This window comes from Herbaspirillum robiniae, from assembly GCF_002213415.1.
GTDB lineage: Bacteria > Pseudomonadota > Gammaproteobacteria > Burkholderiales > Burkholderiaceae_D > Herbaspirillum > Herbaspirillum robiniae.
In genome coordinates this window covers 83552-109144 of sequence record NZ_NJGU01000013.1, presented here as the reverse complement: position 1 = coordinate 109144, position 25593 = coordinate 83552, and the positions used below count along the sequence as shown (strand labels likewise).

Annotated in this window: 20 protein-coding genes; 14 read left to right on the top strand and 6 right to left on the bottom strand. The window is 65.1% G+C overall.

From position 1 onward, the window contains the following. Positions 1-38: 38 nt before the first annotated feature. Both CEJ42_RS20935 and CEJ42_RS20930 read left to right on the top strand, forming a co-directional pair. The gene (locus CEJ42_RS20935; RefSeq protein ID WP_088752421.1) at positions 39-758 is read left to right on the top strand and encodes a GntR family transcriptional regulator; all 720 of its coding nucleotides are present in this window, start codon (positions 39-41) and stop codon (positions 756-758) included. A gap of 256 nt (positions 759-1014) precedes the next feature. Beyond that, positions 1015-2367: a class-II fumarase/aspartase family protein gene (locus CEJ42_RS20930; RefSeq protein ID WP_088752420.1), complete on the top strand. Its 1353-nt coding sequence runs from the start codon at positions 1015-1017 to the stop codon at positions 2365-2367. Between the two features lie 9 nt (positions 2368-2376). Here CEJ42_RS20930 and CEJ42_RS20925 read toward each other — a convergent pair whose 3' ends face one another. Beyond that, positions 2377-4551, bottom strand: a complete 2175-nt coding sequence (locus CEJ42_RS20925; protein WP_088752419.1) for a DNA/RNA non-specific endonuclease — start codon at positions 4549-4551, stop codon at positions 2377-2379. 153 nt (positions 4552-4704) lie between these two features. Further along, positions 4705-5487, bottom strand: coding sequence for a 3-hydroxybutyrate dehydrogenase (locus CEJ42_RS20920; protein ID WP_088752418.1), 783 nt, complete (start codon positions 5485-5487; stop codon positions 4705-4707). 504 nt (positions 5488-5991) lie between these two features. On the opposite strand from CEJ42_RS20920, the gene CEJ42_RS20915 reads away from it, so the two are divergent. The 4 genes from CEJ42_RS20915 to CEJ42_RS20900 all read left to right on the top strand — a co-directional run bounded on the left by CEJ42_RS20915 (position 5992) and on the right by CEJ42_RS20900 (position 11231). Further along, on the top strand, positions 5992-6759 hold the full coding sequence (locus CEJ42_RS20915; protein ID WP_079216037.1) for a GNAT family N-acetyltransferase: 768 nt from the start codon (positions 5992-5994) through the stop codon (positions 6757-6759). Next, on the top strand, positions 6756-7655 hold the full coding sequence (locus CEJ42_RS20910) for a UDP-2,3-diacylglucosamine diphosphatase (protein ID WP_079216035.1): 900 nt from the start codon (positions 6756-6758) through the stop codon (positions 7653-7655). Before CEJ42_RS20915 ends, CEJ42_RS20910 begins: the two co-directional genes overlap by 4 nt. A 19-nt stretch (positions 7656-7674) precedes the next feature. Continuing rightward, positions 7675-8724 (top strand): glycosyltransferase family 4 protein, encoded by a 1050-nt coding sequence (locus tag CEJ42_RS20905; protein ID WP_088752417.1) that lies wholly within the window; start codon positions 7675-7677, stop codon positions 8722-8724. A 335-nt stretch (positions 8725-9059) separates the two neighbouring features. Beyond that, complete coding sequence (locus CEJ42_RS20900) at positions 9060-11231, top strand: methyl-accepting chemotaxis protein (protein WP_088752416.1); 2172 nt, start codon at positions 9060-9062, stop codon at positions 11229-11231. A gap of 118 nt (positions 11232-11349) precedes the next feature. On the opposite strand, the gene CEJ42_RS24860 is transcribed toward CEJ42_RS20900, so the two are convergent. Then, positions 11350-11745, bottom strand: a complete 396-nt coding sequence (locus CEJ42_RS24860; RefSeq protein ID WP_129587812.1) for a hypothetical protein — start codon at positions 11743-11745, stop codon at positions 11350-11352. On the opposite strand from CEJ42_RS24860, the gene CEJ42_RS20895 reads away from it, so the two are divergent. Next, positions 11744-13453, top strand: coding sequence for a methyl-accepting chemotaxis protein (locus CEJ42_RS20895; RefSeq protein WP_088752415.1), 1710 nt, complete (start codon positions 11744-11746; stop codon positions 13451-13453). The genes CEJ42_RS24860 and CEJ42_RS20895 overlap by 2 nt on opposite strands. A gap of 37 nt (positions 13454-13490) precedes the next feature. Here the strand turns inward: CEJ42_RS20895 and CEJ42_RS24855 are convergent, their stop codons facing one another. Further along, the gene (locus CEJ42_RS24855) at positions 13491-13670 is read right to left on the bottom strand and encodes a hypothetical protein (protein WP_129587811.1); all 180 of its coding nucleotides are present in this window, start codon (positions 13668-13670) and stop codon (positions 13491-13493) included. 113 nt (positions 13671-13783) lie between these two features. Between CEJ42_RS24855 and CEJ42_RS20890 the strand changes: the two genes are divergently transcribed. Both CEJ42_RS20890 and CEJ42_RS25410 read left to right on the top strand, forming a co-directional pair. After that, positions 13784-15526: a methyl-accepting chemotaxis protein gene (locus CEJ42_RS20890; protein WP_088752414.1), complete on the top strand. Its 1743-nt coding sequence runs from the start codon at positions 13784-13786 to the stop codon at positions 15524-15526. Positions 15527-15747: 221 nt separating this feature from the next. Continuing rightward, entirely contained in the window at positions 15748-17541 is a 1794-nt protein-coding gene (locus tag CEJ42_RS25410; protein ID WP_088752413.1) for a methyl-accepting chemotaxis protein, read from the top strand. 67 nt (positions 17542-17608) lie between these two features. Here the strand turns inward: CEJ42_RS25410 and CEJ42_RS20880 are convergent, their stop codons facing one another. Beyond that, entirely contained in the window at positions 17609-18091 is a 483-nt protein-coding gene (locus CEJ42_RS20880) for a SixA phosphatase family protein (RefSeq protein WP_079216023.1), read from the bottom strand. 39 nt (positions 18092-18130) lie between these two features. Then, positions 18131-20242 carry a polyphosphate kinase 1 gene (gene ppk1, locus CEJ42_RS20875; protein WP_088752412.1) on the bottom strand — a complete coding sequence of 704 codons (2112 nt, stop codon included), beginning with the start codon at positions 20240-20242 and terminating at the stop codon, positions 18131-18133. Positions 20243-20695: 453 nt separating this feature from the next. On the opposite strand from ppk1, the gene pstS reads away from it, so the two are divergent. The 5 genes from pstS (at position 20696) to phoU (ending at position 25573) form a co-directional block, all read left to right on the top strand. Continuing rightward, on the top strand, positions 20696-21751 hold the full coding sequence (gene pstS / locus CEJ42_RS20870; protein ID WP_088752411.1) for a phosphate ABC transporter substrate-binding protein PstS: 1056 nt from the start codon (positions 20696-20698) through the stop codon (positions 21749-21751). A gap of 191 nt (positions 21752-21942) precedes the next feature. After that, entirely contained in the window at positions 21943-22953 is a 1011-nt protein-coding gene (gene pstC, locus CEJ42_RS20865) for a phosphate ABC transporter permease subunit PstC (protein ID WP_088752410.1), read from the top strand. Beyond that, entirely contained in the window at positions 22953-23849 is an 897-nt protein-coding gene (gene pstA / locus CEJ42_RS20860; RefSeq protein WP_079216015.1) for a phosphate ABC transporter permease PstA, read from the top strand. Before pstC ends, pstA begins: the two co-directional genes overlap by 1 nt. Before the next feature lie 32 nt (positions 23850-23881). After that, the gene (gene pstB, locus CEJ42_RS20855) at positions 23882-24685 is read left to right on the top strand and encodes a phosphate ABC transporter ATP-binding protein PstB (RefSeq protein WP_079216013.1); all 804 of its coding nucleotides are present in this window, start codon (positions 23882-23884) and stop codon (positions 24683-24685) included. 177 nt (positions 24686-24862) lie between these two features. Beyond that, positions 24863-25573 carry a phosphate signaling complex protein PhoU gene (phoU, locus tag CEJ42_RS20850; RefSeq protein WP_079216011.1) on the top strand — a complete coding sequence of 237 codons (711 nt, stop codon included), beginning with the start codon at positions 24863-24865 and terminating at the stop codon, positions 25571-25573. Positions 25574-25593 lie beyond the last annotated feature (20 nt).

Sequence of the window (25593 nt, the reverse complement as noted above, 5' to 3'; positions counted from 1 at the left end):
TACCATGGCGCGATTCCCCGCCAACCGCCCAAAACTCTATGCAACCGCGCTACGCCGAGCTCGCCCAGCAGCTCATCGATGAAATTTCCACCGGAAAACTCGGCATCGGCGCGGCCCTTCCCAGCGAAATCGAGCTGTCCGTGCAATACGGCGTGAGCCGCTCGACGGTGCGCTCGGCGCTGCAGATGGTGCAGGACCTTGGCCTGATCTCGCGCCGCAAGCGCGCCGGCATCCGCATCGAGGCCCTGAAGCCGCAACGGCCTTTCGAGCAATCCATTTCGAATGTGGAAGACCTGGTGCAGTTCGCCGCGGTCACCGAGCGCCATATCCAGTCCATCGACGAGATCGAGAGCGACGACATCCTGTCGGCCCAGTTGCGCTGCGACGCCGGCCATCGCTGGCTGCGCGCGGCCATGCTGCGGGTGGATCCGGCCAAGCCGGATGCGCCGATCTGCTGGACCGATGTCTACCTCGATCATTCCGTCGCCTCCGGCATCCGGCGCCAGTTGCGCAAGAGCACGGGCCTGATCTGCGAGGCGGTCGAGGAGAAATACGGCCGGGTGGTGTCCGAGTTGCAGCAGGAGATCCGCGCCGTCGGCGTTCCTGAACGTTTCGCCCAGGCGCTGGGGGTGGCTGCCGATTCGCATGCGCTGGAGATCACGCGCCATTACCTGGACCAGAACGGCGAGGTGTTCGAAGTCACCGTCAGCGTGTTCCCGGCCGATCGCTTTACCTACGCGCTCAATCTGAAGCGCTGACCTTTCCCCACCGTTCCGCGTAGTTCCGCATTCAGGCCGGGCAGAGGGTTCGCGCCCCGGGCCGATCAAGGCAATTTCTTCTTGCAGTTCCGGTTCCGGCCGGAGCCCGGCCTCGCTCACCCTTTTTCTCCGGGGCCTGCGGGCGCCGGGCCGCGTTGACATCCTGCGGTGTCCTGCCTATTATGTTCGAACTTATAATAAGTACGTACATAATTATCCGCGCGTCACGGCACGGAACACAGAACAGGACTCAGACATGGCAACCACCGTTTTCGATTCTTCCCTTTTCCGCGACATGTTCGGCACCGAGGCGATGCGCGCCGTGTTCGACGACCGCGCCTACATCACCGCCTGCATCGACGCCGAAACCGCCCTGGCGCGCGCTCAGGCCAAGGTCGGCGTGATCCCGCCGGAGGCGGGGCGGCAGATCACCGCAGCGGCGTCCTACGACCGGCTGGACGTCGACCAGCTGCGCGCCGAGACCGAGATCGTCGGCTATCCCATCCTGCCCATCGTCAAGCAGATCAGCGCGCAATGCGGCGAGGCCGGTCGCTACGTGCATTGGGGCGCCACCACCCAGGACATCATGGATACCGCCACCATGATCCAGTGCAAGAACGCCGTGGCCATCATCGAGACGCAGCTCGACGCCGTGCGCGGCGCGCTCAAGAAACTGGCAACCGAGCACGCCGATACCGTCACCGCCGGCCGCACCCACCTGCAACATGCCTTGCCGGTCACGTTCGGCTTTCGCTGCGCGGTCTGGCTGTCGGCGCTGAACCGTCACGCCGAGCGCCTGCAGCAGCTCAAGCCGCGCGCGCTGATGGTGGAGTTCGGTGGCGCCGCCGGCACGCTGGCCTCGCTGGGCAGCGGCGACGACGGCCTGAAGGTGCGGGCGGCGTTCGCCGCCGAACTGGGCTTGTCCAACCCCGCCATCACCTGGCACGTGGCGCGCGACGGCCTGGCCGAGATCGTTTCCACGCTGGCCGCCATCGGCGGTTCGCTGGGCAAGATCGCGATGGACGTGATGATGATGTGCGCCTCCGAGTTCGGCGAACTGGCCGAGCCCTTCGTGCCCGGGCGCGGGGCGTCGTCGACCATGCCGCAGAAGCGCAATCCGATTTCCAGCGAACTGATGTTCGCCGCCGCCAAGATGTTGCGCGAGCGCGCCGCGCTGATGCTGGACGCGCTGATGCACGATTTCGAACGCGCCACCGGCCCCTGGCACCTGGAGTGGAGCGCGGTTCCGGAGAGTTTCATGCTGATGGCGGGTTCGCTGCACCAGGCGCATTTCATGCTGAGCGGCCTCACGGTGGACGCCAAGCGCATGCGCCGCAACCTGGACCTGACCGGCGGCCTGATCGTGGCGGAGGCGGTGATGATGGGACTGGCGCCTGCCATCGGCCGCCAGCACGCGCATGACGTGGTCTACGAGGCCTGCAAGGAGGCGATCGAAAAGGGCGAGACCTTGCTGGCGGTCCTGTCGCGCCATCAGGAGATCGTCGCCAAGCTGGGCATGGATAAGCTGGCGCAACTGACCGACCCGGCCGGCTACCTGGGCGCGGCCGCGGCCATGGCGCGCAGCGTGGCGCAGGAGACGGTGCTCTGAGGCGAGGCCTTACAGTTTGATCTGGTCGAAGGCGCTCACCAGGAGTCGCGCTTCGCCCACCCGAGGCTGGTCGCCATCCTTGATGGTGTCGGCGCCGCGCACCTTGGCGCCGAAATCCAGCCCGGTCATCCTCTCGATGTCGGCGATGCCCACCCGCCAATGGTTCACATCCACCGACGGTAGATCCTGCGGCGCTCCCAGGCTATGGCGGGTTTCCGACAGCAGCTTGGACTGGTCGGCCAGCAGGCCCACCGCCTTCAGGCCTTCCTTGCCCTTCCACACCACGATCTTGAAGAAGGCCGACGGAATCTGCACATCGTCGGCCCACAGGTCGACCTGGTCATTGAATACCGGCCCCTGGAACACGCAGATGCGGCCCTTCGAACTGGCCGCCAGGACGCCGTTTTCCAGCACGTAGCGTTCCAGCCCCTGCCAGTAGACGGCGCTTTGGTTGAAGCGGAAATGCTGCGGCGAGCAGTTGGTGAAGTGGAAGGTGTCGGCATTGGCGCGCTCGGCTTCTTCCGGCGTGCCCCAGCTGGGATCGGAGCGGCGCGTCAGGTGGCCGCGGTCGAAGTAGGTCGACCATGCCGAATAAAAGTCCTGCCCCAGGTAAAAGCTGGCCGAGACGCGCGGATCCTGGAACCAGGTGTCGCCCTCGGCCTCGTTTGCGCGGCCGGTGCCGCGGTCGACGCTGAGATAGGTGGCGCCGTCGATGTTGGTGGCGGTGAAGGCGGCGATGCGCTTGCCCTTGATCAGCTTCAGGCTGAAGTGCTCGTACTTGAGCTCGCCGCCGGCGGCATCGGCTTCATCGGCGCGCAGGGCGGCGATCTGGCGCGCCAGCTTGTCATCCGGTTTGGGCAGCGGCAGCTTCACGCCGGGAATGAAGGCGGCGTCGTAGCCGCCGCGGTTGCCGTAGTCCTGGTCGATGCGCACCGCTTCGGCGCCGCGCGCCTGCGGCGGCGGGGACAGGCGGCGCTGCGGCATCGCCTGCGAGCCGGCAGTGGCAGCGGCATTGGCAGCGGCCGTGCCGGCGCTGCCGCCGGCGCCGCCCACGCGCACCGTGACTTCCAGCGGAATGGTGAAGCTGGCGGCGTTGTCGTTGGTGTGGCTCATGCGGGCGTCCTTTGCGATGGAAGTGAGGGGCAGGCCTTCGGAAGCGGAATCGGGAGCGGCGTGCGGCGGCGACAGCTGCCTGCGCCCGTCGGCGGGAGCGGCGGCCGACTGGTAGTTCAGCGCCTCCCGCAGTAGCGGCTTCCATGCGGCGGGCAATCCATCCAGGCGCGCCGCCAGGTCGCGGTAGATGGCGCTGATGCGCACGCCTTCGTTGACGTTGCGCGGGACGGCAGGGGTATCGGCGGCGGCCCCGGCGCGCGCCTTGTTCTTGCCGGCCTGCGCCGCGCCGCCGTCGAGGAAAGGCTCGCCCCAGTGGTGCAGCGCCACCAGCTGCCAGTCGTCGTTGAAGACCGGCGAGCCGGACGAGCCCTGCTCGGTATCGGTCTCGTAGAGCAGCGTGTGCTCGGTGCGCGCGGTGAGCGTATTGTTGCGCAGGCTGAGCATCTTCATCCAGCCGGACGGATGCTGGATGATGTTGGTGTTCATGCCGATGACGTGCTTGTCCGGCTGGTCCGACAGCGGGCAGAAGCCCAGGTCGGCGGCCGAGGCGTCGCCGGACTGGCGCGGGCCCAGCGCCACCAGCGCGTAGTCCAGCTGGTCGTCGGGGGAGAACAGCGCGAAGCTGTCGGGGTCGAGCAGGAAGGTGGTGGTCGGGCGCGGCACGCCGCGTTCATCGAGCTCGCGGAAGAAGGTCACCTGCGTGCCGCGCGCGGCGGCAGCGTCGGCGATCACGTGCTGGTTGGTGATGAACAGGCGCGGGCTGACCATGAAGCCGGTGGCGATTTCGGTGGCGTTGCCGGCGTTGACCTCGACGTAGGCCACGGCGCGCGCCACCGCGGCTCCTTGCGGGAGAAAGCTGGCGCGCAGGAAATCCTCGGTGTCGCCGATGATGGATTCGGGACCGCCCGGCGCGCCCAGGTTGCGCTGGCGCAGCGCGTAGGAAAGCGCGCGCTTGCCGTCGGGCTCGGCCTCGCGCCATTGGCCGCAAGCCACCAGCCGGCGCACGCGCCGGCGCTCGGGCGCGGTCTCGTTGACGCAGGCGCGAAAGGCTTGCAGGGTCTTGTCATCCATGCGGTCTCCGTGGGCAGGGCGGCGTTTCACCTTATGCCTGCAATATGACTGCCGGATGACGCCTCGCGCCGAAGTTGTTGCGGCATGTTACGAGCGCCGCGGCGACAACAAAAAAGCCGCCCGGAGGCGGCTTTGGTCTGCGGCGGCGCCGGCTTACTGCATATGCCAGCCGTGGCTGACCACCACCGACTGGCCGGTCAGCGCATTGGTCGGGAAGGCGGCCAGGAACACGGCGGTCTGTGCCACGTCCTGGGTGGTGGTGAATTCACCGTCGACGGTGTCCTTCAGCATCACCTTCTTGATCACGTCCTCTTCGCTGATGTTCAGTTCCTTGGCCTGCTCGGGGATCTGCTTTTCCACCAGCGGCGTGCGCACGAAGCCGGGGCAGATGACGTTGGAGCGGATCTTGTCCTTGGCGCCTTCCTTGGCCACCACCTTGGCCAGGCCCAGCAAGCCGTGCTTGGCGGTGACGTAGGGCGCCTTCAGCGGCGAGGCCAGGTGCGAGTGCACCGAGCCCATGTAGATGATGGAGCCGCCGCGACCCTGCTTGATCATCGCCTTCATCGCCGCGCGGGTGGTCAGGAAGGCGCCGTCCAGGTGGATCGCCAGCATCTTGCGCCAGTTGTCCAGCGTCAGGTCGACCACCGGGCTGATGATCTGGATGCCGGCGTTGCTGATCATGATGTCCAGGCCGCCGTAGGTGTTGACGGCGTCGGCCACGCCCTTGTCGACCTGGGTCTCGTCGGTGACGTTCATGGCCACGGCCATGGCGGTGCCTCCATCCTTCACGATTTCGTCGGTGGTGGCCTTGGCGGCTTCCAGCGCGAGGTCGGCGATGATGACCTTGGCGCCCTGCTTGGCGTATTCGACGGCGATCTCCTTGCCGATGCCGCTGGCCGAGCCGGTGATCAGGGCGACTTTATCCTTGAGTAGCATATGTTTCCTTTGTTGGTTCGAGTTGATGGACATTGCAAAATGAAACTGAATCTCGGGCTCACTATCTGGCTGGCTATCGGGCTAGATATCGGGCTGACTATCGGCCTGGATATCTGCTGACATCCGGCTGACACCTGACTGACGTCCGGTGGGCCGATGCCGTGAGCCGGCGGTGACGGCGAAATTCGCGGCGCGATCCTTGCGCGCGCAGCCGGCGCGGCGGCGGGAAAAACCTCCCGGATGCCGTTTCGATGTAGCCTCGCCGGCAAAGTTCGGGGGCTCGCATACGCCACATGCCGTTTCGCTGAAACCCAGGCGGCGCACCATTCTTCAGGCAGTCTTCCTGCCTGCGGACCGGGTCTCCTGCGCCGTCTTTGTCATGCAATTGTAACGCTGCGGGCCTTGATGTTGTTGTGCCGCCAAAGTTGCTCGATGCGTCATGTGGCTGAAATAATCGATCGTTAGTCTGTGCACCGTTATCCCATGAACCATAAAGGACGATGCATGAGACTGCTTACCATTCCTGCCGATGCCAATCCGAGTTTTTCCAAGCTGAGCTTGAGCCTCGCGAGCACCCCGGAAGAAGTGCGTGAAGTGCAGCGCTTGCGCTACAAGGTCTTTATCGAAGCCATGAACCTGTCGGCCCTGGCCAACAACGAAGGCCTCGACAAGGACGAGTTCGATGACTACTGCGATCACCTGATCGTGCGTGACAGCAAGACCCTGAGCGTGGTCGGCACCTATCGCGTGCTGAGCCCGCACGGCGCACGCCGCATGGGCAAGTTCTACTCGGAACAGGAGTTCGACCTCTCGCGCCTGGACAACATCCGCGGCGTGATCGCCGAGGCCGGCCGCGCCTGCATCCATCCCGACTACCGCAGCGGCGGCGTGATCATGATGCTGTGGGCAGGCCTGGCCGCCTACATGCGCAAGGAGCGCTGCGAATACCTGATGGGCTGCGCCAGCGTGAGCCTGGCCGATGGCGGCCACAACGCGGCCGCGCTGTACCACGCCTTCAAGGAAAAGAACCTGGCGCCGCCCGACTATCGCGTCGCGCCGAAGCTGCCGTTCCCGATCGAGGAGCGCGAAGCCGGCCACGAGCCGCAGGTGCCGCCGCTATTGAAGGGCTACCTGCGCAGCGGCGCCTGGGTGTGCGGCGAACCGGCATGGGATCCTGATTTCCACTCGGCCGACTTCTTCCTGCTGCTGCCGCTGGCCAAGCTCGACAGCCGCTACGCCCGCCACTACCTCAAGGAAACGAGGGCCGCATGAAGCCACGCGAACAGTTCATGGAAAACGCCCAGGGTCTGTTCGCGGACCTGGGCGGAAACGACGAGCGCAACGAGCCCGCCGACGACGAAGGCCGGCGCGACCCGCTGCGTTTTCGCACCATCTGGATTTCCGATATCCACCTTGGCACCACCGGCTGCCAGGCCGAACGCCTGCTGGAGTTCCTGCGCGCCACCGAGTCCGAGACGCTGTACCTGGTGGGCGACATCATCGACGGCTGGCAGCTCAAGCGTCGCTGGTACTGGGACCAGCCGCACAACAACGTGGTGCAGACCGTGCTGAAGAAGGCCAAGAAGGGCACCAACGTCATCTTCGTGCCGGGCAACCACGACGAAGTGATCCGCCAGTTCATCGACCTCGACTTCGGCGGCATCAAGATCCGCGATGAACTGGTGCACGTCACCGCCGACGGCCGCCGCATGCTGGTGCTGCACGGCGACCGCTTCGACGGCGTGATCGCCTGCGCCAAGTGGCTGGCCTACGTGGGTGACTCGCTCTACACCATGATCCTCAAGTTCAACCAGTGGTTCAACAGCTGGCGCGCGCGCGCGGGCCTGCCGTACTGGTCGCTGTCGCAGTACCTGAAGTCCAAGGTCAAGAACGCGGTCAGCTACATCACCTCGTTCGAGGACGCGCTGGCCGACGAGGCCAAGAAGAAGGGCCTGGACGGCGTCATCTGCGGCCACATCCACAAGGCCGAGATCCGCGACATCGGCGGCGTGACCTACTGCAACGACGGCGACTGGGTGGAAAGCCTGACCGCACTGGTCGAAGATCCCAGCGGCGCGCTGCGCCTGGTGACCTGGGGTGAAATCATGCAACTCAAAAAAGCAGCGAAAGAAGCCAAGGCAGCCGCCAAGGACCTCATCCTTGCCTGACACAAGTATCGACAGTTTTATGCGCATTGCCATCATCAGCGACGCGGGAGAACCGCAAGTCAACGGAGTCGTCAACACGCTGCGCTCCACGGTGCGCTGCCTGCGCGCGGCGGGGCACGAGGTCATGATGCTCACGCCGCGCGACTTCCGCACCTTCGCCTGCCCGACCTATCCCGAAATCCGCCTGGCCTACCAGCCGTATGCGCGCATCTCGGAGGCGCTGGAGCGCTTCCAGCCCGACTGCATCCACATCGCCACCGAAGGGCCGATGGGGCTGGCCGCGCGCCGCTACTGCGTGCGCCGCAAGCTCAATTTCACCACCGCTTACCACACGCGCTTCCCGGAGTACCTGGCCGCGCGCAAGCTGTTGCCCCGCGCGATCACCTATCGCCTGCTGCGCTGGTTCCACGGCCGCTCGCAGGCCGTCATGGTGCCTACGCCGGCGATGAAGCTGGCGCTGGAGGAAGAGGGCTTCCGCAACGTGGTGCTGTGGGGGCGCGGCGTCGACACCGCGCATTTCCGCCCGGCGGTGGAAGACCACGCCTGCATCGAGCGTCCGCTGTACCTCTACGTGGGGCGGGTGGCGGTGGAAAAGAACATCGAAGCCTTCCTCAAGCTCGACCTTCCCGGCACCAAGTGGGTGGTGGGCGACGGTCCGCAGCTCGAGGAGCTCACCCAGCGCTATCCCAAGGTGCGCTTCCTCGGCGCCAAGGGGCATGACGAGTTGCCGGCCTACTACAACTGCGCCGACGTGTTCGTCTTCCCCAGCAAGACCGATACCTTCGGCCTGGTGCTGCTGGAGGCCATGGCCTGCGGCATTCCGGTTGCCGCCTATCCGGTCGAAGGACCGATCGACGTGGTCGACAACGGCGTCTCCGGCGTGCTCAAGCACGACCTCAAGCAAGCCTGCCTGCAGGCGCTGCGGCTGGACAAGGACATCGTGCGCGCCCACGCCGAAAGCCGTTCGTGGGAGTCCGCCACGCTGCAGTTCCTGCAGCACCTGCACCTGGCGCATCGTCCGGGGCAGGCCAAGCTGGCGGGCATCAAGCCGGCGCCCGAGTCGCGCTGAGCCCAGGCCGGCCAGGCCACGCCACGCTCTCCTTGCGGCCCGTCCACCGGCGGGCCGCATCGTCTCGCCACGGGTTGCCAGAATCCCAATGATGTTGCCCGACATCGACAGGCGCATCGCCGCCGTTTTCATTTCCCGATTTTGAGGTTTTCTGAGGTTCCGCCACCGGCAAGGCTTTGCGGGTGGCCACCTTGTCTTTGGAACGGAATTTGCTAAAACTGAAACGTTTATTCGGGCCTTTGACATCCTCCCCCGCAGCGAAAAATAGAACACGGAGGCAAGGGCACACATCCGCATAGACGGTTCTTTTTTGACAGTTCAACCGGGGGAATGCGATGAAACGCTTGTTGGCCAACCTGATGCTTTGGCAAAAGTTTGCTTTGCTTGGTGCGATAGGCCTGATCCTGTTCGGCGTGCCGACAGCCTTGTACGTCACCAGTACCGAGCGGGTGATCGCGTTCAAGAAGATGGAGATTGAAGGCGTGGAGCCGGTGCGTCGGCTGCTGCGCACGGTGCAGCTGATGCAGCAGCATCGCGGCATGTCGGCCGTGCTGCTCAACGGGGATGCCGGCGTCGCCCCCTCCCGCGAGGCCAAGGCGCAGGAGGTCGACAAAGCCTTGCAGGCGCTGGGCGAGGCCCTGGGCAAGATGCAAAAGGACCAGCCCAAGGTGGGCGAGGCGCTGCGGGCCCAGACCGAAGCCTGGAACAGGGTGCGTGACGCCGTGGCCGGCAAGGGCATCGCCGCGCCCGCCAGCTTCGCCGCGCATAGCGCGGTGGTGGCCGGGCTGTTCGACATCAGCGAGCGGGTGCTCGATTACTTCAAGTACACCATCGATCCGGACTTCGACAGCACCCAGCTGATCAACGCCGCCTTCATCGCCATGCCTTCGCTGACCGAGGACCTCGGCCGCGCCCGCGCGCGCGGCGCCGGCCTGCTGCTGAAGAAGGAGGTCAAGCGCGAAGACCGGCTGGATCTGGTGGCCATGCTGGAGCGCGCGCAGGACAAGCTGGCCGCCGCGCAGAAGTCCTTCGCCAAGGCGGTGGAGGCCAATCCCGCGCTCAGGGACAAGCTGGGCGCCACGTTCGACAACGCCAACCAGCTCGGCAGCGGCGCCATCAAGCTGGCGCGCGAACAGATCCTGCTGCCCGACCAGGTGAGCTTCGCCTCGGCCGACTATTTCAAGCAGTTCACCACCGCCATCGACGAGCAGTTCAAGGCCATCGGCCAGGTCACCGAAGTGCTGGCCGCGCAGCTGGACCAGCAGAACCAGGCGTTGCGCCGCGGGCAGATGGCGGTGCTGGGCTGCATCCTGTTGCTGGCCCTGGTGGCGGCATGGTTCGGCGTGCTTGTCAGCCGTTCAGTGACTCATCCCATCCTGGAGTCGGTGGAGATGGCGCGGCGAGTGGCCGCGTGCGACCTGACGGCGCGCAGCCAGGCGCCGGGACGCGATGAATCGGCCCAGCTGCTGGGCTCGCTCAACGAGATGACCGGCAGCCTGGGCGGCATCGTCGGCAACGTGCGCAGCAGCATCGACGTGATCCAGCATGCCTCGCGCGAGATCGCCACCGGCAACGCCGACCTCTCGCGCCGTACCGAGTCGCAGGCCTCGAGCCTGGAAGAGACCGCCAGCGCGATGGAAGAGCTCACCTCCACCGTGCAGCAGAACGCCGAGAACGCGCGCGAAGCCAACCAGCTGGCCAACTCGGCGTCGCAACTGGCCGCGCGCGGCGGCGAGGTGGTCGGCAGCGTGGTACAGACCATGGGCGCGATCAAGGACAGCTCCAGCCGCATCGTCGACATCATCAGCGTGATCGACGGCATTGCCTTCCAGACCAACATCCTGGCGCTGAACGCGGCGGTGGAAGCGGCGCGCGCCGGCGAACAGGGCCGCGGCTTCGCGGTGGTGGCCTCCGAAGTGCGTTCGCTGGCCCAGCGCAGCGCCTCGGCCGCCAAGGAGATCAAGGAGCTGATCGGCGACTCGGTGCAGAAGGTCGACGCCGGCGGCAAGCTGGTCGACGAGGCCGGCGCCACCATGGGCGAGATCGTCGGCTCGGTGCGCCAGGTCGCCAGCATCATGAGCGAGATCACCGTGGCCAGCCAGGAGCAGAGCACCGGCATCGCCCAGGTCAACGACGCCATCTCGCAGATGGAATCGATCACGCAGCAGAACGCCGCGCTGGTCGAGGAAGCGGCGGCCGCGGCCGAGAGCCTGCAGAAACAGGCCGAGCTGTTGTGGAGCACGGTGAGCGTGTTCAGGACCGGCGACGGCGACGCGCCGCATCCGGTATCGGCCGCGCCTGCAGCTGCGCCGGCCACCGGGGCGCTTGCGCCGAAGCAGCCGGCCGCAGCGGCCACCAAGGCGGCGCCCAAGGGCGCGCCGAAGATCGCCGCCGCCCCGAAGCCGGCTGTCAAACCTGTCGCCAAACCGGCGTTGAAGCATGACGCGCCCAGGCCCGCCAAGGCCACGGCAAAATCCGGCGGCAGCGACGACTGGGAAGAATTCTGATACCGTCGGCACGGTCGCGCGCCGGCACGCGCGATCGCGCACGCGTTGTCCGAATGTCAATGTGCGCGCGGGTTTGCGTCGTGCGGCGCCGGCCGCCGGCGCGCCCCGAATGCGACTTTCATGCCCCCATTCGGGGCGCATGCCCCGATTTGAGCAAACTATGCAAAAGCCACATAAATGCATGCCGACAAAGCATTTGCTGGGGCAGTTGGGCTCTTCTAAGATGCCGCTCGTCGGAGCCGTACAAGAACAGCCGTTTGCGAGTTGCAGCGGCACCCGCCAGCGTCATATGCTGCGTTCCGGCTAATCCATACAGACGAAAAGATGCTCTGCGGCCGCCGGTTTCCGGCTTGCCGCATTTCGCCGCATGCGTTCGCGCCTGATGCCGCTTCCATTGCGGCGGCAGGCATGAATCGTGCTGATTGACAGGGAAGGCGAACAGCAAGAGCGCGCCGGCGTCGCCGGGTGGTGTCTGCAACACGTCGTGGTTCTTACAGAGGAAGAGCACATCCATGATTCAAAATCTCAAGATCGGCACCCGCCTGGCTTTCGGCTTCTGCCTCATCCTGCTGTGCGCGGCCGCACTGCTGGCCATCGGCCTGTGGCGCATGGCCGAGCTGGAAGCCAGCAGCGAATACGTGATCGACAAGAAGGTCGCCGCCATGACCACCGCGATGAACATGCGCGAGGCCGGCAGCGAGCTGGCCCTGGCGCTGCGCAAGGTGGTCACGCCCACCGACGCCGCCGAAGGCAAGGCCGAAGATGAACATCTGGGCAAGATCCTGGTGGCCTATGCGAACTTCGAGAAGCAGATCAACGAACTGTCTTCCACCGGACGCGGCAAGGAGCTGCTGGGCGCGACCGCAGCCGAGAGCAAGAAGCTGTTCCCCATCGTCGACACCATCCGCCAGCAGGTCGGCAGCGGCAATTATTTCGACGCGGCCCAGCTGCTCAAGAGCGACTTCCTGCCGGCCCATGAAAAATGGATGGCCAGCGTCGGCGCCCTGGCGGTGTTCCAGCAGGACGACATGAAGGCCGCCCACGCCGACGCCAAGGACAGCTACCGCAAGGCGCAGGTGGGCATGCTGGTGATCGGCGTGCTGACGCTGGGCCTGGGCTTCTTCTTCACCTTCGTGATCACCCGTTCCATCGTCAATCCGCTCAAGCGCGCCGGCGGCATCGCCGAGACCATTTCCAGCGGCGACCTGACGCAGGACTTCCACGACCGCGGCCGCGATGAGGCGGCCACGCTGGTCAACGCGCTGGGCGCGATGCAGTCCAACCTGGCCTCGACCCTGAACGAGGTCAAGGAGAGCGCGGCCATCATCGCCGTCGCCTCGCATGAGATCGCGCGCGGTAACGTCGACCTGTCCAACCGCACCGAGTCCCAGGCCTCCAGCCTGGAAGAGACCGCCAGCTCGATGGAGCAGCTCACCGCCACCGTGCAGCAGAACGCCGAGAACGCGCGCCAGGCCAACCAGCTGGTGGTGTCGGCGTCCGACTATGCGACCAAGGGCGGCCGCGTGGTGGGCGACGTGGTGGAGACCATGGGCTCGATCAAGGAAAGCTCGCGCAAGATCGTCGACATCATCGGCGTGATCGACGGCATCGCCTTCCAGACCAATATCCTCGCACTGAACGCCGCGGTGGAAGCCGCGCGCGCCGGCGAGCAGGGCCGCGGTTTCGCGGTGGTGGCTTCCGAAGTGCGCTCGCTGGCGCAGCGTTCGGCCACGGCCGCCAAGGAAATCAAGCAGCTCATCAGCGACTCGGTGGACAAGGTCGACGCCGGCGGCAAGCTGGTCGACGAGGCCGGCGCGACCATGAGCGAGATCGTCAGCTCGGTCAAGCACGTGGCCGACATCATGGGCGAGATCACCGCCGCCAGCCAGGAGCAGAGCGCCGGCATCGCCGAGGTCAACAACGCGATCGCCCAGATCGACGAGATCACCCAGCAGAACGCCGCGCTGGTGGAGCAGGCCGCGGCTGCCGCCGAGAGCTTGCAGGAGCAGTCCGACGCGCTGGCCCATGCGGTGTCCATCTTCAAGCTGAAGATGTCGTCGCAGGCCGCCGCGCCGCTGATGGCGGCGCCGGCGCGCACCGTCAATGCGCCGGCGGAGATCGAGGTCGTCGCGCGTCCGGTCAAGGCCGCGCCCAGCCTGCCGGCCGCAGCGCCGCGCAAGCCGGCGGCGCTGGCGCGGGATGACGAGTTCGAGGAGTTCTGATCGGGATGTCCGCATGACTTGACTGAAAGTCAAGTTTTCAATTGAGCGCCGCCGGCCACCGCCCGCGGCGCTTTTTTGTTGTTTCTGTGCCGCCGTGCGGGGCGGTACAGATGTGAGGATTGAAGATTTTCAGAATGTTGCCGTTAAGATAGAGCAGCCGGAATGCGGCCTGGTTTTTCCTGTCATCGGGGGCGGGAGCCGGGACGTGTTCAGCCAAGGAATCTACGCCGTGTTCCGGAGGGGACTGAAGCGGCCGCCGCGGGTACACGCGGCCTTGGGGCTGTGGCGCGGTTTGCCGCGCATCCTCTTCATCCACCGGAACAACGTCCTATGTCGCTTAAAAACATATCCATCAAGGCGCAGCTCGCCATCGCCATCCTTATCCTTTCCATCTTGCTGGTCGCCATCGGCGCGTCCGGCCTGCTCGGCATGTCCGCCGCGGTCAGCATCAACCGCGAGTTGACCGAAGAGCGCATTCCCAAGACGGTCGCCGCCGACAACGTGCTGATCTGGATCGGCCGCCAGCGCACCTCGCTGGACCAGGCCGCGCTGACCAACGACCCGGCCTGGGCCGAGCGCATGATGGGCATGGACGCCAACAGCCGCAAGGAAGCGCTGCAATGGTGGGCCAAGTACACCGAGCTGCCGCAGACCGAAGACGGCAAGGTGCTGGTGAAGAAGGTGTCCGAAGGCATCGAGAAGACCGAGCAGGCGCTGGTCAAGTTTGCCGAAGCCATCAAGTCGGGCGATCGCCAGGCCATCGGCGACCAGGCGCGCGTGGTGGGCACCATCTACACCGCGATGCAGACCGACGGCCAGGCATTGAGCAAGTATGAGGGCGAGCAGGCGGCGCAGAGCCTGGAGGCGTCCACGCGCCGCTATGAAGCTTCGCGTACCTTCTCCAGCGTGGCCATCGTGGTCGGCCTGCTGCTGGCGCTGTACAGCTGGCTGTCCCTGCGCCGCGCGATCGCCGAGCCGATGGGCCGCGCGCTGAAGCATTTCGACGCCATCTCCGCCGGCGACCTGACCCAGCAGGTGCACGTGCATTCGAAGAATGAAATGGGCCAGCTGCTGGCCGGCCTGGCGCACATGCAGGAGAGCCTGACGCATACCGTCAGCGCCGTGCGCAGCGGCAGCGACGCGATCGCCACCGCCACCCGCGAGATCGCCTCGGGCAACCTGGATCTGTCCTCGCGCACCGAACAGCAGGCGGCCTCGCTGGAAGAAACCGCCTCCAGCATGGAGGAGCTGACCAGCACCGTGAAGCACAACGCCGACAACGCCCGCCAGGCTTCGACCCTGGCCGTGAACGCGTCGACCATCGCCGCCGACGGCAACGCCGTGGTCGGCCGCGTGGTGCAGACCATGGAAGAAATTCGCGAGAGCTCGGCCAAGATCACCGACATCGTCAGCATCATCGACGGCATCGCCTTCCAGACCAACATCCTGGCGCTGAACGCCGCCGTGGAAGCGGCGCGCGCCGGCGAGCAGGGCAGGGGCTTCGCGGTGGTGGCCTCGGAAGTGCGGGCGCTGGCGCAGCGCTCGTCGAGCGCCGCCAAGGAGATCAAGGACCTGATCATGCTGTCGGTGGACCGGGTGGAAGCCGGCTCGGAACTGGTGGGCCAGGCCGGCACCACCATGAGCGAAGTGATCAACGCGGTGCAGCGCGTGACCGACATCATGGGCGAGATCTCGTCGGCCTCCAGCGAGCAGAGCGCCGGCATCGACCAGGTCTCGCGCGCGGTGTCGCAGATGGACGAGGCGACCCAGCAGAACGCCGCGCTGGTGGAACAAGCCAGCGCGGCCGCCAAGGCGCTGGAGCAGCAGGCCCAGAACCTGATGCAGGAAGTGTCGGCATTCCGCATCATCGAGAAGGGCCCGGCCGCACGCAGCTACGCCGCGCCGGCGGCATCCGTGGTCTTCGCCTCGCCGTCCGCAGCCAAGCCGAAGGCGGCGCCGCGTCCGGTATCCCGCCCGGCAGTCGCCGCCAAGCCGGCCGTGGCCGCGGTGGCGAAGACGCCCGCCGGCAAGGCCTTGCCGGCCAGCGACGACGGCGATTGGGAAACCTTCTGAGTTTCCCCGGCGCTGTCGGCGCTGGTCTGTCTGGATGAAAACGGCCCGGTCAACCCGGGCCGTTTTTATTTGCCGCCGGTTTTCGTCGCCTGGCTCGCATAAAAACAAGATAAAACTAGAAATTATTCGAGTGGCAATTTCCCGCCTGCGCCGCAGAATGGATGCTCCTTGCGCGCCTTCCCGCGCATTCCGCATCCATCCCGCCAACGAGGAGAGACACCATGCGATGGTTCTATGACCTGAGGATTTCCATCAAGCTCGCGCTGACTTTCTTCCTGATCCTCGCGCTCACCTGCATCCTGGGTTTGTTCTCCCTGCTGCAGATCCAGAAGGTCAACCGCTCCACCACCGACATGGCCGACAACTGGCTGCCCAGCGTGCAGATCGCGCTGGAGATGGAGGTGGCGATCAGCCGCGTGCGCGGCAACCAGTTGCTGCGGCTGAGTTCCTCCGGCACCGATGACGCGGCCTACAAGAAGCAGGTGGACGCCCAGCTGGCCCTGTTCGAAGAAAAGTTGGTGGCGTTCGGCCCGTTGGCCCCGCTGCCGGAAGAGCAGGCGCAATACCGGCGCCTGAAGCAGGCCTTCGATGACTACAAGCGGGTGCAGGCGGCGGTCGCTCAGGCCTTCGAGGGTGGCAGGCGCGAACAGGGGCTGGACCTGATGCGCGGCGAAGGCGCGCGCCACTACCGGGAGGTGTTCGACGCGGCTGACAAGCTGGTCGTCCTGAACAAGGAGGGCAGCCGCGAGGCTGGCCGCGCGGCGGACACCGTCTACCGCTCCTCGCTGGCGATGATCGCCGCGCTGCTGGTCGCATGCCTGCTGCTGAGCGTGATCCTGGCGCTCTGGCTGGCCAGGATCGTCGCCACGCCGCTGCGGCAGGCGGTGCATGTGGCGGGCCAGGTGGCGGAAGGCGACCTGACGGTGGCCATCGAGGTGGCGAGCCGGGACGAGACCGGCCAGCTGATGGCCTCGCTCAAGGCCATGAACGCCGGCCTGCAGCGCGTGGTCAGCCAGGTGCGCAGCGGCACGCATGCGATCTCCTCGGCGGCGGAGGAAATCGCCTCGGGCAACCTGGACCTGTCGCATCGCACCGAACAGCAGGCCAGTTCGCTGGAGAAGACGGCCGCCTCGATCGAGCAGCTCACCGCCACCGTCAAGCAGAACGCCGACAACGCGCGTGAAGCCAGCCGCCTGGCGGCGTCGGCCTCGCAGGTGGCGGCCGAGGGCGGCGCCGTCGTCAGCCAGGTGGTCGAGACCATGGGCTCCATCAACAGCTCGTCGCAAAAGGTGGTGGACATCATCAGCGTGATCGACGGCATCGCGTTCCAGACCAATATCCTGGCGCTGAACGCCGCGGTGGAGGCAGCGCGCGCCGGCGAGCAGGGACGCGGCTTCGCTGTGGTGGCCTCGGAAGTGCGCAGCCTGGCGCAGCGCTCGTCGAGCGCCGCCAAGGAGATCAAGGGGCTGATCGCCGATTCGGTGGAGAAGGTCGAGACCGGCACCCGGCTGGTGGCGCAGGCCGGCGCCACGATGACCGACATCGTCTCCAGCGTGCAGCGCGTGACCGACATCGTCGAAGAGATCTCCCATGCCAGCCAGGAGCAGAGCGCCGGCATCGCCGAGGTCAACACCGCCATCGCCAGCATCGACGAGACCACCTCGCAGAACGCGGCGCTGGTGGAGCAGGCGGCGGCCGCCGCGCAGTCGCTCACGCACCAGGCCGGGCAACTGACGGAAGTGGTCGGGACCTTCAAGCTGGGCGAGGCGGAGCCAGGCCAGGGAGTTGCTGCGATGCCCAAACGCCCCGCACCGGCGCGGACCGCGCTTGTCAAGCCGGCGCAGGCCGGGGGCCTGGCTTCATCCAATGCTCCGCGCACTGCGGCCAGGCTGCCTGCCGCGGACAGGCCGTCCTCACACGTGTCTTCACCATCTTCTTCACAAGCGGCGGCGCAAGCCGCGTCAAAGCCACAGACGGGAAAACTTGCCGACGAGGGCGACTGGGAGCAATTCTGAGCCTGCGGCCTGCATGAAAAACGCCGCCCGGGAGGCGGCGTTTTTCATGGGCGAATCCGGCGTTGCGTCAGCGGTGATGATGGTGCTTGCCCGAGCTGGCCAGCAGCTCGGGGGCGATCACCGCCTTGAGGTAGTTGGTGGTGACGTCGCCCCGTTCGCGCTGGGCGATCCACCAGACGTTGGCCTTGCGCAGCGACCATTCCTGCGGCTGGCCGCCGATCAGCTGCGCGGCGACCAGGCCCAGCGTGGGCTGGTGGCCGACGATGAGCACCGGTTCGCGGCTGTCGGGCCAGTTGGCCGCGCGCAGCAAATCTTCCGCGCTCTTGTCGGGCGCCAGTTCGGGGTGCACCTTGTACTTGCGGCCCAGCGCCTCGACCGTCTGCAGCGTGCGCGTGGCGGGGCTGACCAGGATGCGGCAGCTCTCGGGCAGGTTGCGGTCCAGCCATTCGGCCATCTTGCCCGCCTGCTTGTGTCCCTTTGGCGTCAGGGCGCGCCCCTCGTCGGGTTCGCCCAGTTCCGCTTCCGCGTGCCGCCACAAAATCAAATCCATCGCTGGCTCCTGTTCATGAAATGCTTGCTGGCGGCATCCTCATTCTTCCGGCGGCAGGGCCGGAATGCCTAGAGTGGTCATCAGGTGCTGCTGGGCGCTGAAAGCATGCTGCTTGCTGCGCGCCTTCTTCAAGGTATAGACGCCGTTGGCATCGAGATGCCAGGAGTGCGTGTTGTCTTTCAGGTAAGGATTGAGGCCCTCGGTGATCACGCGCTTCTTCATCGACTTGTCCAGCACCGGGAATGCGACCTCGATGCGGCGGAAGAGGTTCCGGTTCATCCAGTCGGCGCTGGCCAGATAGACGTCGTGCGCCAGGTCGTTGCGGAAGTAATAGATGCGCGAGTGCTCGAGATAGCGGCCGATGATGGAGCGCACCTTGATGTTTTCCGACAGGCCGGCCACGCCCGGGCGCAGCGCGCAGGCGCCGCGCACGATCAGGTCGATCTTCACGCCGTCGGCCGAGGCCGCGTAGAGCGCCCGGATCACCGACTCGTCCAGCAGCGCATTCATCTTGGCGATGATGCGGGCCGGCCGTCCCTCGCGGGCGATCTGCGCCTCGTTGCGGATGGCGCGGATGATCTCCTTCTGCAGCGAGAACGGCGCCAGCCACAGGTGGGTCAGGCTGCGCGGCTTGGTCAGGCTGGTCAGGTGGATGAACACCTCGTTGACCTCGGCGGTCAGCTCCTGGTTGGAGGTCAAGAGGCCGAAGTCGGTGTAGAACTTGGTGGTGTTGGGATGGTAGTTGCCGGTGCCGAGGTGGGCGTAGAAGCGCAGGCCGGCGTCGTCGCGGCGGATCACCAGCGCCAGCTTGGCGTGCGTCTTCAGGCCGACCACGCCGTATACGACCTGGGCGCCGGCCTGTTCCAGCTTGACCGCCCAGTTGATGTTGGCCTCTTCGTCGAAGCGCGCCATCAGCTCCACGATCACGGTCACTTCCTTGCCGTGCTGGGCCGCGTAGATCAGCGCTTCCATCAGGTCGGAGTTCATGCCGGTGCGGTAGATGGTCTGCTTGATCGCCACCACGCCCGGATCGTGCGCGGCGCTGCGGATGAAGTCGACCACCGGCTGGAAGGACTGGAAGGGGTGGTGCAGCAGCACGTCCTTCTTGTCGAGCACGCTGAAGATGTTTTCGCTGATCAGCTGGTGCGGCAGGGTGGGCGAGAACGGCGGGAAGCGCAGCTCGGGCTGGGCCACCAGGTTGACGATCTCGGACAGGCGCACCATGTTCACCGGGCCTTCCACCGCATACAGGCGGTTGCGCTCGATGTTGAACTGGTTCAGCAGGAACTGCGCCAGGTGTTCGGGGCAGTTGGCCGCCACTTCCAGGCGCACCGCCACGCCGAACTGGCGGCTCTGCAATTCGGTTTCCAGCGCCTGGCGCAGGTTCTTCACTTCTTCTTCGTCCACCCACAGGTCGCTGTTGCGCGTCACGCGGAACTGCGAATAGGCGGTGATTTCCCGTCCCGCGAACAGTTCGGCGATGTGGGCGTGGATCACCGAGGAGAGCAGGCAGAACGAGGTCGTGCCCTTGGCCGACAGGTGCGCCGGCAGCTGGATCACGCGCGGCAGCACGCGCGGCGCCTTGACGATGACGATGCCGGTGCCGCGGCCGAAGGCGTCCTTGCCGGACAGCTCGATGATGAAATTCAGGCTCTTGTTGACCACCTGCGGGAACGGGTGGGCCGGATCCAGGCCGATGGGCGTGAGCAGCGGGCGCACGTGCTGCTCGAAATACCCCTTGACCCAGGCGCGCTGGGCCTCGTTGCGGTCTTCGTGGCGCAGCAGGTGGATGCCGTTGGCGGCCAGCTGCGGCAGGATTTCCTCATTGAGCAGCTGGTACTGGCGCGACACGATGCGGTGGCATTCGACCCCGGTGCGCTCCAGCGCCGCGCGCAGCTCGGGTGGATCGATGTTCTCTCCTTCGATGCGGTTGGCCAGCAGGCTGGCGATGCGCACTTCGAAGAACTCGTCGAGATTGCTGCTGCAGATGCACAGGTAGCGCAACCGTTCCAGCAGCGGCACGCTGCGGTCTTCGGCCTGGGCCAGCACGCGCCGGTTGAAGGCCAGCTGCGACAGCTCGCGATTGAGGTAGATCGTATTGGCTGGAAGTTCAGGTTGCGGGCTGTTTTCCGGTTTTGCTTTTCTGATCATTGACGGTTCCTGTCCATCCAGGTCATCCCGGGGAGTATATGAATTTGCCCGGAGTGTATTGAGGAGGTATGACAAGTTTATGACAGAACAAAAGCCCCTTTGTCATATTTCTTCGATGGAAACGTTTCCATCTTTTAATTATTTGCCAATGCTTTCCTGTGGGAAATTGAATGTCATAAAACCCCCCGTTTTTGTGCCCGGCCCAGGCCGCAAGCCGCAGCCGGCGGGGACTGCCGCAAGCGGCGGCGAAAGCGCGGCAGGCTGTGCAAAGTTGCCATTCGGGAAATATGACAGGTGCGGATGAGCAATTGTCCGTCGGAAGCAAACTGACAATGCCCCGTCATAAACTCGTCACATTAGCTGGTTAAAGTTCGCCCTGTCCGAGAAGTGCATCCCACCAACCGTGATGTCTCAGTGACGCTCAAACCGTTCAAAAACATAGGAGTATCAGAAATGGGTTTCAACCAACTGATTAAGTCTGTTGCAATCGCAGCCGCAGTGGCAGGCGCTTTCGCCTTCGGCGGTGCTGTGCATGCAGCAGAAATCACCGGCGCGGGCGCATCGTTCCCGTATCCCGTGTACGCCAAGTGGGCTGAAGAATACAAGGCCAAGACCGGCAACAGCCTGAACTACCAATCGATCGGTTCCGGCGGCGGCATCAAGCAAATCAAGGCCAAGACCGTCGACTTCGGCGCTTCCGACGCTCCGCTGACCCAGCAAGAGCTGTCCGAAGCCGGCCTGACCCAGTTCCCGGCAGTGGTCGGCGGCGTGGTTCCGGTCGTGAACCTGGACGGCGTGACCCCGGGCCAGATCAAGCTGTCCGGCCAAGTGCTGGGCGACATCTACGCCGGCAAGATCACCAAGTGGAACGCCGCTGAAATCGCCGCCCTGAACCCGGGCGTGAAGCTGCCGGCCGACGACATCACCGTCGTCTACCGTTCGGACGCTTCGGGCACCTCCTACGTGTTCACCTCCTACCTGTCCAAGGCCAACGCTGACTTCAAGAGCAAGATCGGCGCAGGCACCGCAGTGAAGTGGCCGACCGGCGTGGGCGGCAAGGGTAACGAAGGCGTCGCCGCCAACGTGCAGAAGGTCAAGGGCGCGATCGGCTACGTCGAGTACGCCTACGTGAAGAAGAACAAGCTGAACTTCACCCAACTGAAGAACAAGGACGGCAACTTCGTGTCGCCTGACGACGAATCCTTCAAGGCCGCTACCGCCGCCGGCGACTGGGCCAAGACCCCGGGCTTCGCTGTCGACTTCACCGACGCTGCCGGCAAGGCTTCGTGGCCTATCTCCAGCGCCACCTTCATCCTGCTGCACAAGGAGCAGGCTGGCGACGGCGCCAAGGGCAAGGAAGTCCTGAAGTTCTTCGACTGGGCTTACAAGAACGGCGGCAAGTCCGCAGCCGACCTGGACTACGTCCCGCTGCCGACTTCGGTCACCAAGCTGGTGGAAGACTCCTGGAAGGCCAACCTGAAGGACGGCAGCGGCAAGGCGATCTGGTAATCGCACTGTCAAGCCGATCTGAAGGGATGCCGTAACCCGGCATCCATGCAGGAAAGCAGAAAGCAAGCTTCCCCATACGAAGCACACGGGCCATCGCAGCGAAAACGAGCAACTCTGAGAAGCAGAGCATTCGCGGCGATGGCCCGTTTTAATGGTGAATTCAAATGAGCGCAAATTATTCCACCACGGCTATGTCGAACACCGAAGTAAAAAAATCCGCGACAGATACTGAAAGTGCGCAGGCTGCGCACCAGAAGCTGATGGCCGTCATGCGCAGGCAGCGACTGCAAGACTTCTTCTTCCACAAGGTGACGCTCATCTTCGCACTGTCCGTGCTGCTGATGCTGGGCGGCATCATCGTTTCCCTCTTCATCAACGCGGCGCCGGCCTTCCAGGCTTTCGGCCCGGGCTTCATCACGCGCGTGGAGTGGGATCCCACCAATGAGCAATTCGGCGCCATGATCGCCATCGTCGGCACGCTGTCGACTTCGATCATCGCGCTCCTGATCGCCTTCCCGGTCAGCTTCGGCATCGCGCTGTTCCTGACTGAAATCTGCCCGGCCAAGCTGCGCCGTCCGCTGGGCACCTGTGTCGAGCTGCTGGCGGGCGTGCCCTCCATCATCTACGGCATGTGGGGCCTGTTCGTGTTCGCGCCGCTGTTCTCCGAATACGGCCAGCCGTTCCTGAAAGCCACCCTGGGCCAGATCCCCGGCATCGGCGTGCTGTTCTCCGGCCCGACCATGGGCATCGGCATCCTGACCGCCGGCCTGATCCTGGCCGTGATGATCATTCCCTTCATCTCCTCGGTGATGCGCGACGTGTTCGAAGTGGTGCCGGCGGTGCTGAAGGAATCGGCCTACGGCCTGGGCTGCACCCGCTGGGAAGTGGTGCGCAAGGTGGTGCTGCCGTACACCAAGACCGGCGTGGTCGGCGGCGTGATGCTGGGCCTCGGTCGCGCGCTGGGCGAGACCATGGCCGTCACCTTCGTGATCGGCAACTCGCACCGCCTGTCGTGGTCGCTGTTCGCCGCCGGCAACTCGATCGCCTCGACCCTGGCCAACGAAATCGCCGAGGCGTCCAGCAAGCTGCACGTTTCCTCGCTGTTCGCACTGGGCCTGATCCTGTTCGTCATCACCTTCATCGTCCTGTCCGTCGCCAAGATCATGCTGATGGGCATGGCGCGCAAGGAAGGAGCCAAATAATGAGCCAAACCACACAAACCGCAGTCGCCGGCGCCGACAAGCCGCAGGCCATGAATCCGGTGTATCGCCGTCGCCTGATGCAACACCGCGTCGGCATGCTGTTCTCCTTCCTGGCCATGGGCCTGGGCCTGTTCGTGCTGGCCTGGATCCTGCTGACCCTGGTGTTCAAGGGCGTGACCGCGCTGAACCTGGGCATGCTGACCGAAAACACCCCGGGTCCCGGCGGTGAGGGCGGCGGCCTGCTCAACCCCATCGTCGGCAGCCTGATGATGGTCGGCCTGAGCACTCTGATCAGCACCCCGATCGGCATCCTGGCCGGCGTCTACCTGGCCGAATACGGCGAAGAGAGCAAGCTGGCCCAGGTGACCCGCTTCGTCACCGACATCATGCTGTCGGCGCCGTCGATCGTGATCGGCCTGTTCATCTACGCGATCTACGTGGCCAACGTCGGCCACTTCTCCGGCTGGGCCGGCACCTTCGCGATCTCGCTGATCGCCATTCCGGTGGTGGTGCGTACGACCGACAACATGTTGAAGCTGGTGCCCAACGGCCTGCGCGAAGCCGCCTTCGCCCTGGGCGCGCCGCGCTGGAAAGTAGCCATGATCGTGCGCCTGCGCGCCGTCAAGGCCGGCGTGGTGACCGGCGTGCTGCTGGCGGTGGCCCGCATCTCCGGCGAGACCGCGCCGCTGCTGTTCACTGCCCTGAACAACCAGTTCTTCAGCACCAACATGAACCGTCCGATCGCCAACCTGCCGGTGGTGATCAACCAGTTCGCCATGAGCCCGTATGACAACTGGGTCTCGCTGGCATGGGGCGGTGCGCTGCTGATCACCTTCAGCGTGCTGCTGCTCAACGTGCTGTCCCGTACCCTGTTCAAGCAACAAATCCCCGGCTAATTTTTCAAGTGACCGACATGACTACTGCTCAAATGGCAACCCCGGCATCGACCGCATCCGCAGCCAACGCCGCTGCGGGCAAGAAGGCCACGATCGAAATCTCGCAGCTGAATTTTTACTACGGCGGATTCCAGGGCCTGAAGAACATCAATCTGAACATCTATGAAGGCAAGGTGACCGCCTTCATCGGCCCCTCGGGCTGCGGCAAGTCGACCCTGCTGCGCACCTTCAACCGCATGTACGACCTGTACCCCGGCCAGCGCGCCGAGGGCAAGATCGTCTACGCCGGCAACAACATCCTCGAACCGGGCCAGGATCTGAACATGCTGCGCGCCAAGGTCGGCATGGTGTTCCAGAAGCCGACCCCGTTCCCGATGTCGGTCTACGACAACATCGCCTTCGGCATCCGCCTGTACGAGAACCTGCCCAAGGGCGAGATGGACGAGCGCGTCGAATGGGCGCTGAACAAGGCGGCGCTGTGGGGTGAAGTCAAGGACAAGCTGCACAAGAGCGGCCTGTCGCTCTCCGGCGGCCAGCAACAGCGCCTGTGCATCGCGCGCGGCGTGGCGGTCAAGCCCGAAGTGCTGCTGCTGGACGAGCCGACCTCGGCGCTGGACCCGATCTCGACGGCCAAGGTGGAAGAGTTGATCGGCGAGCTGAAGAACGACTACACCATCGCCATCGTGACCCACAACATGCAGCAGGCCGCGCGTTGCTCGGATTACACCGCCTACATGTACCTGGGCGAGCTGGTCGAGTTCGGCGAGACCGACCAGATCTTCATGAATCCGGTGCGCAAGGAAACCCAAGACTACATCACCGGCCGCTTTGGTTGATTGAAGCGTCGTCTCGGCTACTGCGCGCTCCGACTTCGCGCCTGCGATGCTCGCCGTACAACCGTACGGCTGCGCTTCTCGGCGCGAATTCGAAGCGCTCGCTACGCCGATACGACGATTCCACAGAGTAGTCAGGGCACTTACTTTTTACAGAATTCAATTAATTAGGGACGTCACATGACCGGCGATCACTCCTCCAAGCAGTACGACCAAGATCTGGAAGAAATCCGTTCCAAGGTGCTCGCCATGGGCGGCATGGTGGAACATCAGTTCCAGGATGCGATTGCGGCTTTCCGCACCGGCAACCTGGAAGTGGCCAAGCGCGTGATGAAGGACGATGAGGCGGTGAACCGCCTGGAAGTCGAACTCGATGACGCCTGCAGCCACCTGATCGTGCGTCGCCAGCCGACCGCCAACGACCTGCGCACCGTGATGGCGACCATCAAGATCATCACCGACCTGGAACGCGTGGGCGACGAAGCCACCAAGATCGCGCGCACCGCGATCCACCTGCACAAGCGCGGCATCGGCCTGATCTCGCACTACGAGACCGTGAGCCTGATCGCCGAGCAGGCCGGCGAGCTGCTGCGCAGCGCGCTGGATTCTTTCGCCCGCCTGGACGACAAGCAGGCGCTGGAACTGATCAAGCAGGATGCCAGCATCGACCACGGCTTCCGTTCGATCACCCGCAGCCTGATCACCTTCATGATGGAAGACCCGCGCACCATCTCCGGCTCCATCGACACCCTGTGGGTGGCCAAGGCCATCGAGCGCATCGGCGACCATGCCAAGAACATCGCCGAGTACGTGGTGTACGTGGTGGGTGGCAAGGACATCCGCCACACCGACTTCGGCGCCGCCCGCGTGATCGACGAGGACGAAGACTGAAAGAGCGGTATCCGGAAGAA